Source organism: Pseudomonas sp. GW822-FHT02E03, from assembly GCF_058802325.1.
In genome coordinates this window covers 146,271-165,513 of the sequence record NZ_JBXAOA010000009.1, presented here as the reverse complement: position 1 = coordinate 165,513, position 19,243 = coordinate 146,271, and the positions used below count along the sequence as shown (strand labels likewise).

Below are 19,243 nucleotides of genomic sequence, written 5' to 3'. Positions count from 1 at the left end.
GGATTACCCCGCTCCTTCCTGGCGCTTCACGCCAGCTGGCTACGCAACTGCCGTGCTGCCGCGACCATGTTTACCAGCGCTGCTTCGGTTTCCGGCCAGGCGCGGGTTTTCAAACCGCAATCGGGGTTGACCCACAAGCGCTCGGCTGGAATGCGCTTCACGGCTTTGCTCATCAATTTGACCATCTCGACCGTGTCCGGCACCCGTGGCGAGTGGATGTCGTAGACGCCCGGGCCGATGTCGTTGGGGTAGTCGAACGCTTCGAAGGCTTCCAGCAATTCCATGTCCGAGCGCGAGGTTTCAATGGTGATCACGTCGGCGTCCATGGCGGCGATGGACTCGATCACGTCGTTGAATTCGCTGTAGCACATGTGGGTGTGTATCTGGGTTTCGTCACGCACGCCCGATGCACTCAAGCGGAAGGCTTCCACCGCCCAGTCCAGGTATTCCTGCCATTGCGCCCGGCGCAGTGGCAGCCCTTCACGGAACGCGGCTTCGTCGATCTGCACGATCTTGATGCCGGCGTTTTCCAGGTCCACCACTTCATCACGCAAGGCCAGGGCCAGTTGCTGCGCCTGAATTTTGCGCGAGACGTCTTCGCGCGGGAACGACCACATCAGCATGGTCACAGGGCCGGTGAGCATGCCTTTCATGACTTTGTCGGTGAGGCTCTGGGCGTAGGTGATCCAGTCGACGGTCATCGGCTTCGGACGGCTCAGATCGCCGTAAATAATCGCCGGTTTAACGCAGCGCGAACCGTAGCTCTGGACCCAGCCGAACCGGGTGAACAAGTAGCCGTCCAGTTGCTCGGCAAAGTACTCGACCATGTCGTTGCGCTCGGCTTCACCGTGCACCAGCACGTCCAGGCCCAGGCGTTCCTGGATTTGCACGGCGTGGCGGATTTCGCTGTGCATGGCGTCGGTGTAATCGTTGGCCGACAGCTTGCCTTGCTTGAAGGCCTGGCGCGCCAGACGGATCGAAGCGGTTTGTGGGAACGAACCGATGGTGGTGGTCGGGAACGCCGGCAGTTTCAGCCGTGCCTGTTGTTGTGCGATGCGTTTGGTAAATGGTGAGAGGCGTTGGCTGTCCGCTGCGCCGATGGCATTGATTCGGGCCTGCACATCCGCTTTGTGGATACGCGGAGACTGAGCGCGACTGGCCGCAATGGTGCGGCTTTCAGCCAGGGCGGTTTGCACTTTGGGCGATTGCGGATCGTTGAGGGCATCACGCAGCACGGCAATTTCACCGCACTTCTGCACGGCAAACGCCAGCCAGCTTTTCAGTTCGGGGTCGAGTTTGTCTTCACGGTCCAGGTCCACCGGGCTGTGCAGCAGCGAGCAGGAACTGCTGACCCACAAGTTATCGCCAAAGCGTTCCTGGGCTGGCTGCAGTTGCGCGAGGACTTGCTCTAGCTCGCAGCGCCAGACGTTGCGGCCGTTAACCAGACCCACCGAGAGAATCTTGTAGGTCGGCAGACGATCCAGCACCTGGCCAAGTTGATCCGGTGCGCGCACCGCGTCGATGTGCAAGCCTTGCACTGGCAGGCTGACAGCCAGGCCGAGGTTGTCTTCCAGGCCACTGAAATAAGTCGCCACGAGTTTTTTCAGCGGCGAGTATTGGAGGATGTGATAGGCGCGTTCGAAGGCGTTTTTCCAGGCTTGTGGCAGGTCGAGGGTGAGGATCGGTTCGTCGATCTGCACCCACTCCACGCCTTGGGCTGCGAGGCGACCGAGAATTTCGCCGTAGATCGGCAGCAGGCGCTCCAGCAGGTCGAGCTTGTCGAAGTCATTGCCTTTGGCCTTGCCCAGCCACAGGTAAGTCAACGGGCCGATGATCACCGGTTTGACGTTGTGGCCCAGGGCTTTGGCTTCGTCGACTTCGTCGAACAGCTGTTCCCAGCTCAGTTTGAACTGTTGATCAGCGGTGAATTCCGGGACCAGGTAATGGTAGTTAGTGTCGAACCATTTGGTCAGTTCTTGGGCGTATTGCGCCTGGGTATGTTCACCGCCGCAGCAGGCTGCGGTAGCGCCACGGGCCATGGCGAACAGGGTGTCGAGGGTCGGCAGGCCACGTTCATCCTTGGCACTGTCAAAACGCTCGGGGATCACGCCGAAGGTCAGGGAGTGAGTCAGTACCTGGTCGTACCAGGCGAAGTCGCCCACGGGCAGCAGGTCGATGCCAGCGTCTTTCTGCAATTGCCAATGGGTGGCGCGCAGGTGGCGACCGACGCTTTTCAATGCGTCCTGATCGAGGTCGCCCTTCCAGTAGGCCTCGAGGGCTTTTTTCAATTCGCGGTCAGCGCCGATGCGCGGAAAACCAAGTGTGTGGGCCAAGGCCATGGTGAGATTCCTCCCTATAAAAGATGGTGCTATTGTCGACAGCCCACCCAACATGAGACAAACTCAACCTTTTCGTGTTGATCACAAGTTTTCCTCATGGAGCCCCCGGTGCTTGAAATCCGTCACCTGAAAACCCTGCACGCCTTGCGCGAAGCCGACAGCCTGGTGGATGCGGCCGACCGCCTGCACCTGACCCAGTCGGCACTGTCCCACCAGTTCAAGGAGCTGGAAGAGCGCATGGGCATGCCGTTGTTCGTGCGCAAGACCAAACCGGTGCGCTTCACCAGTGCCGGCTTGCGCCTGCTGCAACTGGCCGACGCCACCCTGCCGCTACTGCGCGGCGCCGAGCGTGACATTGCGCGGCTGGCCGGCGGCACGGCGGGGCGTTTGCACATGGCGATCGAGTGCCACAGTTGCTTTCAGTGGCTGATGCCGACCATCGACCAGTTCCGCGACGCCTGGCCGGAAGTCGAGCTGGACTTGGCCTCGGGGTTCTCCTTCGCCCCGCTGCCGGCGCTGGCCCGAGGCGACCTGGACCTGGTGGTGACCTCCGATCCGCTGGAACTGGTCGGGATCACTTACGTGCCGTTGTTCACCTACGAAGCCATGCTCGCGGTGGCTAACCAGCATCGCCTGGCGAGCAAGCCGTACATCGTGCCCGAAGATCTGCTGACGGAAACCTTGATCACCTACCCGGTGGAGCGTGATCGGCTGGACATCTTCACCCGCTTCCTGGAACCGGCCGACATCGAACCGGCCCAGGTGCGCACCTCGGAACTGACGGTGATGATGATGCAACTGGTGGCCAGCGGTCGCGGCGTCTGCGGCATGCCTCATTGGGCGCTGCATGAATACAGTTCACGGGGCTATGTGAAGGCCAAGCGACTGGGTGAGAAAGGCTTGTTCGCGACGCTCTACGCCGGCATTCGCGCCGACATGCTGGATGCCCCCTACATGCGCGACTTTTTGCTGACGGCCAAGGACACGTCGTTTTCGACGCTGGACGGGGTTAGTGCAGTTCGCTAATGCTCTGTCACCCGAAATGGCTGGGGCAATGATGATCAAATGTGGGAGCGGGCTTGCTCGCGAAGGCGGGTTCATATTCAACATAAATGTTGGCTGACCTACCGCTTTCGCGAGCAAGCCCGCTCCCACATTGGATCTGCGGGGTTCACAAAAAATGGGGTCATTGCAGATCCCCTGTGTGTAGGATCGGGGTGGTTTCAGATCTCACGGCACAGGCTTGGCGCCCCCGATGCTAGCGAAGAACCTGTGGCGAGGGGGCTTGCCCCCTCGCCACAACAGCTCTTATGGCAAAGGCTCAGAGGTGATCTCGCGCCACATGTGGATCTTGTCGAAGTAGTCCTCACCGACCCGCACTGCCAGTGGCTCAAGCCCGAACTGCACGAAGCCGCATCGCTGATACAGCTTGAAGGCGGCTTCGTTGCCTGCGGTAACGGTCAACTGGATCAGCCTCAGGCCCTGATGGGTCTGTGCTTCAGCCAACGCTGCCTGAACCAGTTGATAGCCGAGCCCGCGCTGCCGAACCGCCCCTGAAACGTACATGCCGAACAACGTCGCCTTGTGCCGGGCCTTTTCCCGAGACTCGAAGGCCAGGCCGACGATGCCCGCCAGCTCACCCTTCTCGAACGCCCCGAACACTACGTCCAGCTTGCCGGTCAGGCGCGATTCCCACCAACTCAGCGGCATCACCGCGCGCTCGCGCACGCTGGAGGTGAACGCCTGGGGATGCAAGTCATAGGCTTCGAGCATCAACGCCCGGTAATCCAGGGCGTGGCTGGCATCAAGCCGTTGAATCCACATTTCAGGCCACTCGCCGCTGCTCGAGCATCAAGCGCACCGCCAGCCCGGACAGCACGAAGCCCATGAAGTAACGCTGCATCGCCAGCCAGTTCGGGTTGTTGACGAACCAGGACGCGATGCCCGCGGCAAACAGCGCGATCAGCAGATTGACGCTGAAGCTCACGCTGATCTGGGTCAGGCCGAGGATGATGCTCTGGGTGAACACCGAACCGTGCTCAGGGGTAATGAACTGCGGAAACACCGACAGGTAAAACACCGCGATTTTCGGGTTCAGCGCGCTGGTGAGAAAGCCCATGGTGATCAGCTTGCGGGACGAGTCCGCTGGCAACTGCTGCGCCTCGAACGGCGAACGCGCACCGGGCTTGACCGCCTGCCAGGCCAGCCACAGCAGGTACAACGCACCGGCCCACTTCAACACTTCATAGGCCATCGGCACTGCCACGAACACCGCGGTCAAACCCGCAGCGGCCGCGAACAGGTGCACTAAAAACCCCGCGACCACGCCCAGCAACGAAGTCACTCCGGCCTTGCGCCCCTGGCAAATTGAACGAGAGATCAGGTAGATCATGTTTGGCCCGGGCGTGAGTACCATCAGCAGCGCCGCCGCGGCGAAAATCAGCAAATCTTGAAGCGGGATCATGGGCATCCTCCGTCCTTGGACGATCAAGCGGTTTCGTTCAGTGAGGCTCGATAAAACGGCAATATCTGGTCCCGTGTCAATGGCGCCAGCATGACATCGCCGTCGGTGGCCGGATCGATCCAGCGCACCTCTTCGATTTCCGCCGCAGGGGAAACGTGTGAGTCGATGGTCAATTGAAAGAGTTCGGCTTGTACGACAAAACCCGGCTCATTGGCGGCCGGGGCCGAGAATTGTCCCAGGTAGGCGGCTTGCGCCGGATCGATGACCAGTCCCAGTTCCTCTTCCAGCTCCCGAGCGAGGGCATGGGCCGGTTGCTCACGGGCCTCGATCTTGCCTCCCGGCTGCATGAACGCCTGGGTACCGCGCTTGCGCACCAGCAGGGTGCGACCGTCGGGGCCGATCAGCAGGGCAGCGGCGATGCGGATGAGGCGGGGTGAAGCGGCGGATGGAAGCGTCATGGATCAGGATTGGCCTTGGGTAAAGGGTGCAAGGATCACATGAGCATTGGTTCTTCGTCACGCCGAAAACTATCTGCCGAGCGCCAAATAATGTGGGAGCGGGCTTGCTCGCGAAAGCGGTGTATCAGCCAACATTAATGTTGAATATAAAACCGTCTTCGCGAGCAAGCCCGCTCCCACAGGGGATCAGTGTTGAGCCTTGAACACTTAGCTCGTCTCGAGAAGCGCGCCCTCCACTTCCTCCGGCACTTTCACAAATATGCTGTACCTGGCACCTTCCATCGCCTCGAAAGCGATCAACTTCTCCACCAGCGGCCCATTCAGCACCTTGCCGGCATTGAGCAGCAGCATGCCGTTGTCGGCGTTGAGATTGCGCGCCAGGATCATGCCCGCCGCCAGATCCCGGGTGGTCAGCACCTTGACCGTCGGATCGGCCAGCGTCACGTCGCTCAGATAAGTGGCGCAGACCTGAATGAAATCCTCCACCAGTTCCGGGTCGTAGAGGCGACCGGCGTACTGGCGGATGTACACCAGGGCTTCATCGCTGTTCATCTGCCGTTCGAGGATCAGCCCGCGCTGCAACTCGATGAAATCCACCGCCAGTTTCAGCAACCGCGAACCGAACGGAATCGCTTCGCCCTTGAGCCGATCCGGAAAACCGCTGCCGTCCCAACGCTCCTGATGATGCAGGATCAGCCGGGCGGCATCCTTCATTGGGTCGAGCGTCATCAGCAGCGACTCACTCTGCTTCGGGTACCCCCGATAGCGCTCGCGGTCATTGTGATGCAGCAGGTCCGAGGGCGTGCTCATCATGCTGTCGGTCCAGCTCAACTTCCCGATGTTGTAAAGCGCCGCGGCCATGGTCAGGTCACGACTGCTGCCTTCGTCCAGGCCATGCAGTTTGCAGTACACCCGCACCAGTTCGATGATCTGCCGGTTGGTCTGTTTGGCGGGCGGCAGGCGCAGGTTGGCCAGCAACGAAAACACCTCGGTGCCCGTGACATAGCTGCGTTTGAGCTCTTCGTAGGCCAGGTCCAGCATGTCGGCGGTCTGCTGCAGCTCGCTGGTGCGGGCTGCGACGTGTTTTTCCAGGGTGGCGTTGAGCAGCTTCAATTTCTCGTTCTGATCCCACGTCTCCTGCACCAGACGCAAGCGTTCACGCTCGGAATGCTGATAGGCAAGTGATTGTCGAAGGGTCAGCAGCATTTCCTCATCGTGCCAGGGTTTGCTGATGTAACGATGAATCTGCCCTCCATTGATGGCTTTGATAATGACCGACGGATCGGCATACCCCGTCAGCATGATCCGCAGAGTGTCGGGGTAACGCTGATGGACATGAGCCAGCAGCGTGGCACCGTCCATATTGGGCATGCGCGCGTCACTCATCACCAGATCGATCGGCTGCTGCGCCATGATCTCCAGCGCCTGGGCACCGCTAGTGGCCAGCAGCACCTCGTAGGGCTGACCGCGCAGCAGACGGCGCAGACTGTTGAGAATCGACTCCTCATCGTCGACCAGCAGTAACTTGGGTTTATAGGTCTCAGTCGTGGGGAGTTGCTCTTCCATGGCATTACCTCAAGAAAACGTGTGTCTTCATGTCACGCGCGGGGCAAACGTCCTGGCGCCCCGAGCCTGACTTACAGGCTAGATGATTTTCAGCCCGTCCCCGGAAATGATTCGCTTCAGTCAACCGGGCGCATTTCTGGCCGGGCGACTATGCTCAGATCACTCGGATCCAAACGATACCCGCTTCATCCTGCGATCAGGGAAGGGATACCCTCTATGAACTCATTGCACCAACCTGCTGTCGGCACAGGCGCATGTCAGTGAATACGCTGCTTGCGCGTATTAATCGTCGGATTCTCATTGTCGATGACACGGCGTCGATCCATGAGGATTTTGCCAAGATTCTCAGCCCGCCATCGATCGAAGACGACAGCCTGATCAGCGCCGAAAACGCCCTGTTCGGTACCCCTGTGTCGGTATCGTTGCAAAGTTTCGTCATCGATTCCGCGTTTCAGGGCCGCGAAGCGCTGGACAAGGTCGAGAGCGCACTGGCGAATGACTCGCCCTACGCAATGGCCTTTATCGACATGCGCATGCCGCCGGGCTGGGACGGCCTGGAAACCATCGAACGCCTGTGGCAGGTCGATCCCAAGTTGCAGGTGGCGCTCTGCACCGCGTATTCCGACTATTCCTGGGAAGACATCGCCGAGCGTCTGGAACTGGGCGATCGCCTGCTTATCCTGAAAAAACCCTTCGATGCCATCGAGATTCGTCAGATGGCCAGCGCATTGACCGCCAAGTGGCAAATGACCGAAGACGCGGCGCTGAAGATGTCCTTGCTGGAGCACGCGGTCGAAGAGCGCACCCGGGAATTGTCCGACGCCAACATCATCGTGCAGAACAGCCCGACCATTCTGTATCGGCTGCGGGGCGAACCGTCGTTCCCGTTGATGTACATCTCCCACAACATCACCAAATACGGCCACATCGCGGCGGCCTTGGTGGCGTCGGCCAATTGGGCGCAGGAGCTGATCCATCCTGACGATCAGGCAAAAGTCGATACGGCGATGGCCAGGGTACTGGACCGCCATGCGTCAGGTGCTTCCATCGAGTTTCGGATGCGCACCGGCGACGGTGACTGGCGCTGGGTCGAAAACCGCTATATCCCGGTGCGCGACGATGAGGGCCGCTTGCTGGAAGTCGAAGGCATCATCATCGACGTCACCGAACGCAAACTGGCCGAGGAAAAAATCGCCCTGTTGGCCCGCACCGACGGGCTGACCGGGCTGGCCAACCGCGCGACGCTGATCGAGCGGCTGCACCAGGCGTTCGCCGCCGCCCGGCGCGGGGCCACACCGTTCGCCATGTTTTACCTGGACCTGGATCACTTCAAACGCATCAACGACACCCTGGGCCACCCGGTGGGCGACCTGTTGCTGCAGGAGGTTGCCAGGCGCATCAAAAATTGCGTGCGCGAAAACGACGTGGTCGCCCGCCTGGGTGGCGACGAGTTCGCGATCCTGCAACTGGACGTCGGCGACCCGACCCAATCAGCAGCCCTGGCCGCCAAGGTCCGCGATGCACTGGTGCTGCCCTATTCCCTGGCCGGCAATGATGTGCGGGTCTCGGTCAGCATCGGCATCAGCAGCTACGCCCCGGCCAGTCTCAGCGCGGACAGCCTGTTGACCCAGGCCGACATGGCGCTGTATCGCTCCAAGGAAAAGGGCCGCAACCAGTACCACTTCCACTCCGAGGAGATCAATCAGGAAGTGGTCGAGCGCATGACCATCGCCAACGACCTGAAAAAGGCTATCGAACACGACGAACTCGAACTGCGTTACTGGCCGGAAGTGGACCTGAGCAGTGGCAAGATCCTCGGCATGGAAGCGCAGGTCAGCTGGAACCACCCCATACGCGGTTTACTGGAAGCCCCGGCGTTTTTGCCCGCTGCGGAAAAGACCGGCATCATCATCGCCCTCGGTCACTGGGTGCTGGAGCGCGCCTGTCGGCAAATGCGCCAGTGGCGAGACGAAGGCATGGCGCCACCGGTGGTGGCGATCAAACTGTCCCTGGCCCAGCTCAAGAGTGGTCCCGAGCTGATCTATGACGTGTTGCGCACCACCGCGCGCTGGGAACTGTGCCCGTGGGACCTGCGTTTCGACGTCACCGAAGCGACCCTGGCCCAGACCAAGTGGACGCACAACGATATCCTGCCGCGCCTGCATGAACTGGGGGTGAAGATCGCCATCGATGACTTCGGCACCGAATACTCTTCGTTCGACTACCTCAAGACTTACCAGGTCAATCACCTGAAACTCGCTCAGGCGTTCATCGACACCGCCGCCCACGACGCGGCCAGTGCCACCACCCTGCGGGCTATCATCAATTTCGCCCGCGATGTCGGGATCGGCATCATCGCCGAAGGTGTCGAAACCCAGGAGCAACGCCGCTCGCTGATAGCCACCGGCTCACCGATGAACGCCCAGGGTCACTACTTCAGCCAAGCGGTCAGCAGCCAGCAGGCCGCCGAGCTGCTGAAAGCCGGGAGTATCGTGCATGCCAGCCTCGGAACCGCAGCGATGCGCGACGACCCGAGGCGTGCTGCGGAGGACAAGGAATGAAGACTCCGTCCGTCCAGGCCAACCGACGCATTCTGATCATCGACGACACGCCTTCGATCCATCAGGACTTTCGCAAGATTCTCGGCCCGGATACCGACGACGAACAAACCCTCGCCGGCACTGAAGCAGCGCTGTTCGGCAGCCCGCAGTCGGCACGGCTGATATTCCAGCTCGACTCCGCCTATCAGGGCGAGGAAGCGCTCGAACTGGTCAAGCGCGCCCAGGCACAAGGTCGCCCTTACGCCATGGCGTTCACCGACATGCGCATGCCCCCGGGCTGGGATGGCCTGGAAACCATCGAACAGCTCTGGAAGGCTGATCCTCACTTGCAAATCGCGCTGTGCACGGCCTTCTCCGATTACACCTGGGAAGCCATGGCCGAACGACTGGAGTTCGGCGATCAGTTGCTGGTGCTGAAAAAACCTTTCGACAGCCTGGAAATCCGCCAGATGGCTAGCGCCTTGACCTGGAAGTGGCAGATGGCGCAGGACGCGGCCATGAAAGTGCAAACACTGGAGCAAACCATTGAGGCCCGGGTCCATGAGCTGCTCAAGGTGTCGCACTTGTTGCAGTACGACGTATTGACCGAATTGCCCAACAGCACCTTGCTGGGCGACCGGCTGAACCAGTCATTGGCCCTGTCGCGACGCCATGACAAACAACTGGCGGTGATGTTTCTGGGGCTCGATCGTTTCAAGCGCATCAACAATGCCTTGGGTCACCCGACCGGTGACGAGATGCTCAAACGTGTCGGGCACAATCTGGTGGCCTGCGTGCGCGCATCCGACTCGGTGTTTCGTTACGGCTCCGATGAGTTTGTGGTGATCCTGGCTGACATCCATCACCCCCAACAGACCAAGGGCATCGCCGAAAAGCTCTTGAACGCCATACGCGCGCCTCAACACATTGCCGGCCACGACCTGAGCGTGACGGCCAGCCTGGGCATCAGCATCTACCCCGAGGACGGTTTCGATGCCATTGCACTGATCAAAAAAGCCGAAACCGCCATGCGCAACGTCAAGGAAAGCGGCCCGAACGATTTCAGCTTTTTCATCGATGAGATGAACCAGCGCGCCCGGGAACAGCAGAGCATCGAGTCGGGTATTCGCCTGGCGCTGGAACGCAACGAATTTGTCCTGCACTACCAGCCCAAACTTGACCTGGGCAGCGGCAAGGTGGTCGGCGCCGAGGCATTGATCCGCTGGCAAAAGCCGGGGCAAGGCTGGGTTTACCCGACAGATTTCATCGGTGTGGCCGAGGACAGCGGCTTGATCGTACCGTTGAGCAAATGGGTGCTCGCCCAGGCCTGTCAACAAGCCTGCGCCTGGCAGGCGAAAGGTCTGCCGAGACTCTGCATGTCGGTGAACGTGTCGGCCATCGATTTCCGTCAGCGGGACTTTGTCAAAGGGATCGAACAGATACTCAAGCAAACCGGTATGGACCCCACCTTGCTGGAGCTGGAAATTACCGAAGGCGTATTGATGCAGAACGTCGATGCCACGATGCTCGCGCTGAATCGGCTCAAGGCATTGGGCGTACGGCTGGCTATCGATGACTTCGGCACCGGCTATTCGAGCCTGAGTTACCTGCAACGGTTTCCCATCGATGTGTTGAAAATCGACCAGTCATTCATTCGTGGCCTGAGCCGTGACAGCAATGACGCGGCCCTGGTCAGCGCCATCATCAGCCTGGGCAAGAGCCTCAAACTGACCGTCATTGCCGAAGGGGTGGAAACCCTCGAGCAATTGAATTTTCTCAAGGCCCTCCAATGCGAGGAAGGCCAGGGTTATTACTTCAGCAAAGCCGTGGAGCCGGAGGCCTTCGTGCAATACCTGACGTCCGTGCAGCCCGCTCCATCCACTACCAGATAAACGACGTGCAACGACACCCAGGCCCCCTGCGCCAAGGAATCATAAGATGTCGAGCCCCTTCTACTACCTGCTTCTTGCGCCCCTACTCGGATGTTGTCTGATAGCCAACGGCGCACCGCTGGACGAACCACTCAAACCCTTGCCCGCAGTGCCCCAGCAGAATCCCTTGCAAGTCGAACTCGGTCGCCGGTTGTTCAACGAGCCACGCCTGTCGGTCAATAACACCCTGTCCTGCGCCAGTTGCCATCGTCTGGAAAGTGGAGGCGCCGACGCCCAGGCGTTTTCCATCGGCTTCAACGGCGCCCCCTTGACGATCAACACCCCCAGCGTCTTCAACGCAAGTCTGAATTTCCGGCAATTCTGGAACGGCCGCGCCGACACTCTGGAAACACAAGTCCACGAAGTGGTGCAGAGCCCCAGCGAAATGGGCAGTCATTGGGAGCATGTCGTTCGGACACTGACCGCCGACCCGGCTTACAAAAGCGCTTTCGCCCAGGCCTACCCTGACGGCGTGACCATGAACAATGTGCAAAAAGCCCTGGCCACCTATGAGCGCACGCTGATCAGCGCCAACTCGCGTTTCGACCAATACCTGTTGGGCAACACCGAGATTCTGACGATCGAGGAGAAGTACGGTTACCAACGCTTCAAGGACTACGGCTGCATCGCCTGCCATCAGGGGGTCAATATCGGCGGCAACATGTTCCAGAAATTCGGGGTCATGGGCGATTACTTCCAGATTCGGGGCAACCCCACCGAAGCCGATCTGGGCCGCTATCTGGTCACCAAGGCCGAAGAAGACCGCAACGTGTTCAAGGTTCCGAGCCTGCGCAACGTCGCCGTGACCGCGCCGTATTTTCACGACGGCTCGGCCAAGACCCTAGAAGACGCGGTAGACGTGATGTTCAAGTTCCAGCTCGGTCGCGTGCCCTCTGACAAGGACAAGACCTTGATCATCAAATTCCTCAAGACCCTGACCGGTGAGTGGGGAGGCAAATCTTTATGAAAACGTACCAGCGTCGCAACCTCTTGTTGCTCAGTGGCGTGGCCGTGTTGCTGGCCTCGACACTGCTGTTTCTGTACCTCAAATCAAGCTCCGACCAGACCTCGACGTACGCCGAGTCCCGGGACCTGATTGGCCGGATCAAACAGTTCAACGCGCAGTGGGAAACCGAGATTCTCAAGGCCAGGATTGCCATCAGCCACAACTACGACCCGTTGGTTGCACCGCTGACCGAGATAACGCACCTGTGGGAGCGGTTCGAGAACATGGAATCCGGTCATGGTCGCAATGACTCGCCGATCTGGCGTGCCAGCCATGAGGCTTACCACGCCGCCATTCAGGAAAAAACCCGGCTGGTGGAGCAGTTCAAATCCCACAACGCTGTGCTGCGCAACTCGCTGGCGTTTCTGCCCACCGCTGAAGACGACATCCAGGAACCGCTTACCCAACTGGTCGACGAAGACAAACTGCAACTACAGAACATCGCCACCGACACCTACGACTTGCTGCTCAGCAGCCTGGAGTTCGCCCAGGTCACCTCCAACGACAAAGCAGCCGATATCCTGGTCGGGCTGAACAAACTGCAGGTGAACAAGGAACGATTACCGGAACAGTTTCATAGCCCGATCGATGTCTTGAGCAATCACATCGCGCTGATCCTGCGCGAACAACCCGTGGTCAATCGGCTGCTGGAAAACATCGAAGCCGTTCCCGTGGCTGCACGGCTGGACGACATTACTGCGCTGCTGAACAAGGATCAGCAGCAAACCGATGCAGCCAACCGGCGCTACCACCTCTACATGTTGGTATTTTCGACGTTGCTGGTGATGGTGCTGGTGTACTTGGCCATTCGCCTGATGCGCAGCTTCGGGGAGACCAACCGGGTCAACAAGGAACTGCAAACCGCCAACGACGTCCTCGAACAACGGGTCGAGGAGCGCACCCGCGAACTCAAGGATACCCAGAGCGAACTGCTCGACACCGCGCGCCAGGCCGGCATGGCTGAAATCGCCACCAATGTGCTGCACAACGTCGGCAACGTGCTCAACAGCGTGAACATCTCGGCCGACCTGGTCACCCGCAAGCTGCGTAACAGCAAGGCCCAGGGACTGGGCAAGGCGATGCAGCTGATCAACGCGCATCAAGACGACCTGGGCGCCTTCCTGACCCAGGACGAGAAAGGAAAACTGCTACCCGGTTATCTGAACCAACTGGTGGATGCCATTGCCCTTGAACAACAAGGCATGACCGACGAACTCGCGCAACTGAGCAAAAGCGTCGACCACATCAAGGACATCGTCGCCACCCAGCAGTCCTACGCGGGAGCCAACAGCCTGATGGAACCGTTGCACGTCAGCGAACTGCTGGAGGACGCCCTGCGGATGAACGCCGGCGCCCTGACCCGGCATCACGTCACGGTGGTCAAGGAGTACGGTGACGTACCGCAAATCATGGGCGACAAACACCGATTGTTGCTGATCCTGATCAACCTGATCAGCAACGCCAAATACGCCATGACTGACCTCAGCAACCGCCCGCGGCAAATGACCCTTGGGGTGAAAGTCGTCGAAGACACAATTCTGCAAATCAGCGTCAAGGATGATGGCGAAGGCATCGAGCCGGAGAACATGACGCGGATCTTTGCCCACGGTTTTACCACCCGCAAGGAAGGTCACGGCTTCGGCCTGCACAGCTGTGCCTTGGCCGCGATCGAGATGAACGGCCATCTCACCGCCCACAGCGACGGGCCGGGCAAAGGCGCACTGTTCACTTTGCAGATCCCGTTGAAAACCGTCATGGAGGAAGCATGAGCGATCTTTCGAACCGACGCATTCTGCTGATCGACGACACGCCGTCCATCCATGAAGACTTTCGCAAGATCCTCACCCCAACGTCGGCACTGCATGTAGAACTGGACGAAATGGAGGCCGCGCTGTTCGGCAGCGAAGTGAAATCCACCAACCTGCTGTTCGAGCTGGACTCGGCCTATGGCGGTCAGGAGGGTCTGGGCAAACTCACTCAAGCCTTACAGGAAAACCGCCCCTACGCCCTGGCCTTCGTCGACATGCGCATGCCTGAAGGCTGGGACGGTGCGCAGACCATCGAGCACCTGTGGCAGGAAGACCCGCAGCTGCAAGTGGTGGTGTGTACTGCCTATTCCGACTATTCGTGGGATGAACTGCTGGAACGCTTGCACGCCCATGATCGCCTGCTGATTCTGAAAAAACCGTTCGACAACATTGAAGTCCAGCAGATGGCCAATACCCTGCTCACCAAATGGGAGATGACCGAGCGGGCGTCTATTCAGATGAGCCATCTGGAGCATCTGGTGGATCAGCGCACGGCCCAGTTCAAGCAAGCCAGCGAGGCGTTGCAGCGGGAAATCGACGAGCGTAAACAGCTTGAATCCCAATTGGTGCAGTCGGAAAAACTCGCTTCGCTGGGGCAACTGGCGGCGGGCGTCGCCCACGAAATCAATAACCCCATCGGCTTCATTTCCTCCAACCTCGGCGCCCTCGATGGCTACTTCAAACAACTGCAGGACATGCTCGATGCCTATCGGGAGGCGGAAAACGCCATTGGCTCAAGCGAGGTCATCGAGCAACTCAGTCAGTTGCGTGAACGGGTGGAACTGGACTTTCTGCGTGAAGACATTCCCCTGCTGATCAAGGAATCCAAGGAAGGCATCGGCCGCGTCGGGCAGATCGTCAAAGACCTGAAAGACTTCTCCCGCGTGGACTCCAATCAGGAATGGCAGTGGACCAATCTGCACCAAGGCATCGAGTCGACCTTGAACATCGTTGCCAATGAACTCAAGTACAAGGCCGATGTGGTGAAGGAGTTTCAACAGCTGCCCGATATCGAATGCCTGCCATCGCAAATCAATCAGGTGATCATGAACCTGATTGTCAACGCGTCTCAGGCAATGGGGCCGGAACGGGGCACCATCACGCTACGCACCGGGCTTGAAGGTGAAACGGTATCGATCGAGGTCGCGGACACGGGCATAGGTATCGAGCCGGACAACCTGCAGAAAATATTCGACCCGTTCTACACCACCAAACCGGTGGGCCAGGGGACAGGGCTCGGGTTGTCCCTGTCCTATGGCATCGTGAAAAAACACCAGGGCGATATTTCGGTACGCAGCGAAGTCGGGGTGGGTAGCACCTTTCGGGTCGAGTTGCCGGTGCGCCAATCCTGGCCAGCATAAGCACGCTCCTACCCGGTTGCTCCAATATAGCCATCGCCCGTAAGCTGGAAATCTCTGTCCACAGGAGATCTCTGTGGCGAGGGAGCTTGCTCCCGCTGGATCGCGAAGCGATCCCAAAACAGACAACGCGCTCAGTCAGACAAAGCCCGTCAGCAGGTTTTGCGACTGCTGCGCAGCCGAGCGGGAGCAAGCTCCCTCGCCACAAGAGCCTGTATGCCACTGCCTACCATTACCGGGTCCGAACCCAAGGAAACCGTTTGAGTCTGTCCCTCCTGAGTCGCTCGCCCTTTTCCAAGTGACCCGCCGTAAGGGCGGAACCCTAAGTGGCCATTACCGCAAAAACGGATATGTACACCCTCAAAATCCGGGAAGATGTGTAGATACCCATGCACCAAGGAAGAACACCATGCTGAAAGTAATCGCTCAAGATTTCATCAAACCCGAATACATTGAAACCGTTCGCCCGTGGTACGCCGAACTGGTCGAGAAGACTCGACTGGAACCTGATTGCATTGCTTACGATCTGTTCATCGATCAAAAAGACCCGGGGCACTTTATCTTCGTCGAACAATGGCCGAATAAGGCAGCGCTGGATGCTCATTGCCAGTCTGAGCATTTTCGGCGTCTGGTGCCGCAGATCAATGGTTACCAGGCGAAGGATTGTATTGTTGTGCTGATGGATGCGTTCTGACGTCAACCTCAAGGGGGGGTTGCCGCTTCCCCTCGGATAAACAATCGGGCTTCACTGTCCCCTTCCTTTAGCATCAGTGCTTGTTTCCAGTGTTTGGGAAACAAGGCGTCGTGTTCAGGACGAGCATCGCCCGTGACCCACCAGACCCGCTTGGCATTGAGTTTCAAAGTTGAAAAATCGTCGAAGAGAATCGAATGCAAATGACGGGGGATGAGTGCCCAACCTCCGTATTCGGCGGTTCCCCAAAGGGTGCCTGTCGGTGGTTTGAAAGCGTATAGCCTCGGCTGAATACCGGTCGAGTTGTAGTACGTAAACGGCAAATACCAATACAGGTTATCCACAACGATCTCGTCACCCGGACGTACTTCGCGGCCAAGCCCTGCGACCACGGCGTCCAGTCTTGCGTCTTTGCGAATGCTCGTCCCGCTCATCTCATCGGTTTGCGCGTAGACCGCCGAAAGCCCGTGTACTTCTGCCAACAAAACCAACGCCATGGCGACAGCGGCAAGAACGGCATGGCGTTGGCTGAATGCGTCCAGCGCGAGCGCAACGATCAGGGGCAACGCGACAGCCGCGAACACCAGGTACCTGGCGTTGAAGACCGGAACAATCAGCGACACCAGAAACACGCTCAACACCGGCACAAAAAAATAGCCCACCAGCAAGACGCTGAAAGGTCGCTCATGGCGTGCCTTGAGCAGCACCGCAGCGGCGCAAACAACGATCAACACCGAGGGCAACACACGCCATAGGGATGAATGACTGACCTCTCCCTCCATCATCACCAATTGCCAAACGAAGGTCAGCGCTGTTTGCCAAGTGAGCGGCGGTATCCACTCGAGCCCGTCCATTCGCAACAATTGATCGATGAAATGAGGAATCCACGGCAGGTACAGCACAACGATTGCGCTGTTGGCCACGACCCACGCACGAAACGTTATTGCCCCGGGCCGACCGCCCTCTCGCACTCGCCACCAACAAAGCCAATGCACCAGAACGCACAGTGCGGCGAAGTAGTGCGTATAGAAAGCAGCCGTCATCAGCAGCACGTAAACAACCGAATAACGCTTTTGATCCGGTGCCTTGACCCAGCACACCAGCGCCACGGTCGCGCCCATCAGCCAGAAGCCGAGCAAGGTGTACATTCGCACTTCCTGGCTATAGCGCACCGATATCGGTAGCAATGCCAACAACAATGCCGCTATCCAGGTCGCCTTTCGCGTCGTCACCAGACTCATCAATTTAATGCACAGCAACAGCGTGCCGACATCCGCCAGTGCACTCAGGGATCGCGCAGCCAACACGCCATTGCCGAACAGCAACATCCACAAATGCAGCAAGACATAGTAAAGCGGCGGATGAACATCCCGTGCCGTCGTAGTCCAGATATACGCAGGCGAGCCTTCGGCCAGCAAGATGCTGTAGGCCTCGTCGTACCAGATGACCGGCACGGTGATGGAGTGAAACCTTGCGAACAACGCGAGGACGATCACCGCCAACAGACCTGCCCCATCGGCAGCCCGGGATGGAAAGCTTTCAGGATGAATCGAAAAGGCGCTCACCGACTTTTCACCATTGAAGTGACGCGATCGGGACGGGCTCTTTCATGACGATGAAACCGTAATCACCCAGCAGATAGAGGCGATAGAACTTGCTCTCCACCAGTGGTGGGTAACCCTGGTAACCCATCAGGGTCGCATTACGCCGCTCCCTCTCCGCGACCACATTCGTGATGCCCGCCTTCGGCAGGTTTTCAGCCAGCATGAAGAAGTTGATGTTCAGCAGATAATGCAAGACCGGCATCTGCTTGAACGAACCCGCGGCCCCCACCAGCCAGTGATCGGAATAACTCACCGCCAGGTAAATGCGCTTGGCCTCGTGCAGTTGCCGATGGGCCGCAATGTCATGCCCCAGGGAAAACAACGCGCTGGACGCAAAGGTGTTCTGCACCGTCAGCACACGGCCATAGGCGTAAGACAACGAAAGCATGGCCAACAGAGGCACCGCCAACAGCAGCGGCAACCGCTCATGGATGGGCGCCAGCGCCAGATGGCTTAAATAGAACACCAGCACCAGCAACACCGCGAAACCCATCAAGGTTCTGGCGCCTTCATTGAAGTCGCGGAAAAACAGCGCAGCCCCCGACACCAGTAAAGTCACGACCGGTACTGTCAGCACACACACCAGGCCCATCACGATTTTTCTCAGCCCGGTGTCGTGGCGTTCCATCACGTTCCGGGCCAGCCGCACGCTGCCCGCCAGTGCACACAACAACAGCGCAGCGAACACCCAAGTGAATCCACCGTGAAACAGCAGCGCGACTTTTTCCAGCACCCGGCCGATGTTGATTTCAACTTGCAGCAAAGGCTCTGCTGCCCAGTTCAGCAGCAAGGCGCGATCCTGGTTCATGTACGGATAAGCCGTGACGCTATAGATCAACCCGCCGAGCCCTGCCTGGGCGATTTTCCAACCGATCAATTCGTACCACTGCCGCCACGCCCATTTGTCATTCGCGCCCCTGAGCAGTTCCAGGCAACACAGGCCCAGGAACACATTCAGGCTCACCTGATAGAGCCCCAGCGCCAGCGCAATCAGGAAGGCCGGCACCAGCCATTGCAGAATGCGCGAGGGATGACGAAAAGTGATCGCGTAGATCACTGCCACCAGACTCAAGGCATTGGCCGGCCCGTCGTATTGATAAGACAGGTTCTGCAGGAAGAACGGGTTGTACCAGAGCGGCAACAGCACCAGGCAGCAGGATATTGTCGGCCGTGGGTAGTAATGGAAGGTCAGGCTGGTCAACGCAAAAGCCATGGCCAGCGTGGCGATCAACAGCGGCAATGGAAAGATGTTCGGTGCGCCATCGCTGAACGTCAGCAGGTTGTAGAACAGCTCGGTGAACAACCGCCCCTGCCCCGCCCAGGCCGTACCGGCCGACAGCGAGCGCCAGTTGTCATCGATGTAGGGATAGTCCGCGAGGATCAGCGGAATGACATAAACCAGGGTCGCGATCAAAAAAAACAGCCAGACCCGACGATACCCGAGCTCTTTGCTGAAAAAGTCACCCAGTCTGCCCATG

14 protein-coding genes are annotated in these 19,243 nt (G+C 59.0%); 7 read left to right on the top strand and 7 right to left on the bottom strand.

The features are described 5' to 3' along the window. Positions 1–26 precede the first annotated feature (26 nt). The gene (gene metE / locus AC1RQB_RS10035) at positions 27–2,339 is read right to left on the bottom strand and encodes a 5-methyltetrahydropteroyltriglutamate--homocysteine S-methyltransferase (protein WP_063341411.1); all 2,313 of its coding nucleotides are present in this window, start codon (positions 2,337–2,339) and stop codon (positions 27–29) included. Between the two features lie 108 nt (positions 2,340–2,447). Between metE and metR the strand changes: the two genes are divergently transcribed. Beyond that, entirely contained in the window at positions 2,448–3,365 is a 918-nt protein-coding gene (gene metR, locus AC1RQB_RS10030) for a transcriptional regulator MetR (RefSeq protein ID WP_007898547.1), read from the top strand. Between the two features lie 282 nt (positions 3,366–3,647). Here metR and AC1RQB_RS10025 read toward each other — a convergent pair whose 3' ends face one another. The 4 genes from AC1RQB_RS10025 to nosR form a co-directional block, all read right to left on the bottom strand. Next, positions 3,648–4,163, bottom strand: a complete 516-nt coding sequence (locus AC1RQB_RS10025) for a GNAT family N-acetyltransferase (protein ID WP_063341412.1) — start codon at positions 4,161–4,163, stop codon at positions 3,648–3,650. 1 nt (position 4,164) lies between these two features. Continuing rightward, the gene (locus AC1RQB_RS10020; RefSeq protein WP_008072313.1) at positions 4,165–4,803 is read right to left on the bottom strand and encodes a LysE family translocator; all 639 of its coding nucleotides are present in this window, start codon (positions 4,801–4,803) and stop codon (positions 4,165–4,167) included. Positions 4,804–4,826: 23 nt separating this feature from the next. Next, positions 4,827–5,261: an NUDIX hydrolase gene (locus AC1RQB_RS10015; RefSeq protein WP_008072312.1), complete on the bottom strand. Its 435-nt coding sequence runs from the start codon at positions 5,259–5,261 to the stop codon at positions 4,827–4,829. Positions 5,262–5,468: 207 nt separating this feature from the next. Beyond that, complete coding sequence (gene nosR / locus AC1RQB_RS10010; RefSeq protein WP_063341413.1) at positions 5,469–6,827, bottom strand: response regulator c-di-GMP phosphodiesterase, NosR family; 1,359 nt, start codon at positions 6,825–6,827, stop codon at positions 5,469–5,471. A 254-nt stretch (positions 6,828–7,081) separates the two neighbouring features. Between nosR and AC1RQB_RS10005 the strand changes: the two genes are divergently transcribed. The 6 genes from AC1RQB_RS10005 to AC1RQB_RS09980 all read left to right on the top strand — a co-directional run bounded on the left by AC1RQB_RS10005 (position 7,082) and on the right by AC1RQB_RS09980 (position 16,164). Beyond that, complete coding sequence (locus tag AC1RQB_RS10005) at positions 7,082–9,388, top strand: EAL domain-containing protein (protein WP_063341414.1); 2,307 nt, start codon at positions 7,082–7,084, stop codon at positions 9,386–9,388. Beyond that, positions 9,385–11,259, top strand: coding sequence for a putative bifunctional diguanylate cyclase/phosphodiesterase (locus AC1RQB_RS10000; RefSeq protein ID WP_063341415.1), 1,875 nt, complete (start codon positions 9,385–9,387; stop codon positions 11,257–11,259). Before AC1RQB_RS10005 ends, AC1RQB_RS10000 begins: the two co-directional genes overlap by 4 nt. A gap of 46 nt (positions 11,260–11,305) precedes the next feature. Further along, positions 11,306–12,265, top strand: coding sequence for a cytochrome-c peroxidase (locus AC1RQB_RS09995; RefSeq protein ID WP_207267237.1), 960 nt, complete (start codon positions 11,306–11,308; stop codon positions 12,263–12,265). After that, positions 12,262–14,073 (top strand): DAHL domain-containing protein, encoded by a 1,812-nt coding sequence (locus AC1RQB_RS09990; RefSeq protein WP_063341416.1) that lies wholly within the window; start codon positions 12,262–12,264, stop codon positions 14,071–14,073. Before AC1RQB_RS09995 ends, AC1RQB_RS09990 begins: the two co-directional genes overlap by 4 nt. Beyond that, a complete protein-coding gene (locus AC1RQB_RS09985; RefSeq protein WP_008072306.1) occupies positions 14,070–15,473 on the top strand; it encodes an ATP-binding protein in 1,404 nt (467 codons plus the stop codon). The genes AC1RQB_RS09990 and AC1RQB_RS09985 overlap by 4 nt, the downstream gene beginning before the upstream one ends. Positions 15,474–15,879: 406 nt before the next feature. Beyond that, complete coding sequence (locus AC1RQB_RS09980) at positions 15,880–16,164, top strand: putative quinol monooxygenase (RefSeq protein ID WP_007905780.1); 285 nt, start codon at positions 15,880–15,882, stop codon at positions 16,162–16,164. 8 nt (positions 16,165–16,172) lie between these two features. On the opposite strand, the gene AC1RQB_RS09975 is transcribed toward AC1RQB_RS09980, so the two are convergent. Together AC1RQB_RS09975 and AC1RQB_RS09970 are read right to left on the bottom strand one after the other, a co-directional pair. Then, on the bottom strand, positions 16,173–17,726 hold the full coding sequence (locus AC1RQB_RS09975; protein WP_109790641.1) for a glycosyltransferase family 39 protein: 1,554 nt from the start codon (positions 17,724–17,726) through the stop codon (positions 16,173–16,175). Positions 17,727–17,733: 7 nt separating this feature from the next. Then, positions 17,734–19,242 carry a glucosyltransferase domain-containing protein gene (locus tag AC1RQB_RS09970; protein WP_063341417.1) on the bottom strand — a complete coding sequence of 503 codons (1,509 nt, stop codon included), beginning with the start codon at positions 19,240–19,242 and terminating at the stop codon, positions 17,734–17,736. Position 19,243: the final 1 nt, after the last annotated feature.